This window comes from Haliscomenobacter sp. (genome assembly GCF_041740695.1).
GTDB lineage: Bacteria > Bacteroidota > Bacteroidia > Chitinophagales > Saprospiraceae > Haliscomenobacter.
This window is the reverse complement of the sequence record NZ_JBGSLK010000027.1, coordinates 1-1,974: the sequence shown is the minus strand read 5'-3', so window position 1 is coordinate 1,974 and position 1,974 is coordinate 1. Positions and strand designations below refer to the sequence as shown.

Annotated in this window: 2 protein-coding genes; one reads left to right on the top strand and one right to left on the bottom strand. The window is 45.5% G+C overall.

What is annotated here, in order from left to right; translation table 11 throughout:
* Positions 1 to 127: 127 nt before the first annotated feature.
* Positions 128 to 436, bottom strand: a complete 309-nt coding sequence (locus ACEW9O_RS06185) for an RBBP9/YdeN family alpha/beta hydrolase (protein ID WP_373549266.1) — start codon at positions 434 to 436, stop codon at positions 128 to 130.
* A gap of 176 nt (positions 437 to 612) precedes the next feature.
* Here ACEW9O_RS06185 and ACEW9O_RS06180 point away from each other — a divergent pair, with 176 nt between their 5' ends.
* On the top strand, positions 613 to 1,683 hold the full coding sequence (locus tag ACEW9O_RS06180; RefSeq protein WP_373549265.1) for a hypothetical protein: 1,071 nt from the start codon (positions 613 to 615) through the stop codon (positions 1,681 to 1,683).
* Positions 1,684 to 1,974 lie beyond the last annotated feature (291 nt).

Sequence of the window (1,974 nt, the reverse complement as noted above, 5' to 3'; positions counted from 1 at the left end):
ATAATCAACAGCAGTTGATTGATCACAACGTGGCAGCCTTCGACTGTTTTTGGTAGCTCCAACTCAATGTTTTTGATGCCCTAAGATACTTTTTATTTTCATATTTAGCAGCCGCCGAAGGCGGCTGCTAAATAGTTACCACGGGTTGTTCAATATCGCTCGGAGCCACCAGCAGTGCACCCTTAATGGTATGCCCATAACGCCTGGCCCAATGTGCAACTGTAGCGCAGCCCAGGCTATGGGCAATCAGAACCACTTGTGTCAAATCATAACCTTGTAGTGCCGTTTCAATTGCTTGCAGCCAGTCCTGGCAGTCGGGAGCATCCCATTCTTTTTGCTGGATGCGTTGCGCATTCGGTAGGGTCTGTTCAAAGTAAGTCTGCCAATGTTCGGGGCCAGAGTTCCCTAAACCGGGGATGATGAAATAATGGGTCATTTGTTTTAGTGTTTTGATAAAATACCGACAAAAAAACAATAAAAAGAAATACAAAAGGCAACTAAATCTAACAATTTACGCTCAATATAAAAGATAGACTTTTTAGCGCTCTTCTCAGGTTGGATAGTATCACGTATGATGCATTATAGATTGAAAATCATTTAAACAATTAACACATGAAACGATTTACACTGTTTTCACTTGTCTTGTTATTGTGTTGTCCTTTATGGGTACACGCACAACTTAGTAAAGGCACCTGGTATGCCAGTGGGTCTATTTATAGTCCTTTACCGGTAGCTCAAGGTTTAGCCGGGCTAAGCTATTTCGAAGAATTTGGCCCCGTAGAGGACCTGTTCAGTTTGAACTTTTCCCCCGAATTTGGTTATTTTTTTTCCAAACGGCTATTGGTAGGAAGCCGTGTAACCGCATCCCTATACAGCAAAAACGACGCTTTTGATGGCAATGCCATTGGCCTTGCCCCATTTGCCCGCTACTACCTGAATCCACAGTCGTCCAACAATCATTTTTTTGTAAATGCCCAATTCAACCTGCTCTTTTCCAGCGAGAACAACTTTGGCGGAGCCAACGCAGGTGTGGGCCTGACCCACTTTTTGGCTCCAGGTATCGGACTGGATGCTTATTTGGCTGTGATTGAGCCGGATTTCCAAATCAGGAGGAATACCCAACTCGGCCTATCCACCAGCCTCAATGTTTACCTCAACCCTGAAATGAGGGGCACGCGCAAAACCGCCCTGCCGAATTTGCAACGAGGCACTTTGTTGATAGGTGGAACCAGCGCCAGGGCCCAGTTTGGCATCACTTCGCCCCGGCCAGGAGCCGCTAATGTGAACTCCTTGACCATTGCCCCGAATTTGCTCTACTTCGTAAACAGTCGTTTTGGCCTGGGGGGTGCAGTGGCTTTGGGGCTATCCGGAAATCAGGATTTTAGTACAACCCTCATCGGGCTTAGCCCGCGGGTTCGGTATTACCTCAATACGGATCAGCATCGGCTCTTGTTTCTTAGTGGCGCATATCAATACGATAGGATTAAGGCTAAATTTAATGAACTGGAACAGAATAGAGTAACTTCACGAGCCATTCTGGCACTGGGTTTGAACAGCTTTTTTAACTCAAATCTTGCTTTGGAGCTGGCTCCCAATGTGAACTACAACTTTGATGACGAATCGCTGCGAGTAGGCTTGGATCTGGGGATACAATTTTTCCTCAATCCCAAACAGAAGGAGTAAGAGATGTAACCGAAACATGGATCATCCCGAATTTCTTAAAACATCACGAAAGCAACATTTCTTTATCACAAAGGAAAAAAAGAGGACACAAAGGACACAAAGCGAAGCGTCGTCAACGTCTAACTTTGTGTCCTTTGTGTTTCTTTGTGCTTTCTTTGGTGCGCCACGAGGCGTGCGGTAAATATAATGCAAAAAAACCTAGTGGATGGAAGAGCCACACAAGCCAAGATGCCGATCAGCTTGAAGCCGTTGTGATTGTGCTGGAGGAAACGAAAGTGCAAAAGCTCATGA

Bases quoted from the DNA above. Each gene is read 5' to 3' on its own strand.
- ACEW9O_RS06185 (WP_373549266.1), bottom strand. From the start codon at position 436: ATGACCCATTATTTCATCATCCCCGGTTTAGGGAACTCTGGCCCCGAA.
- ACEW9O_RS06180 (WP_373549265.1), top strand. From the start codon at position 613: ATGAAACGATTTACACTGTTTTCACTTGTCTTGTTATTGTGTTGTCCT.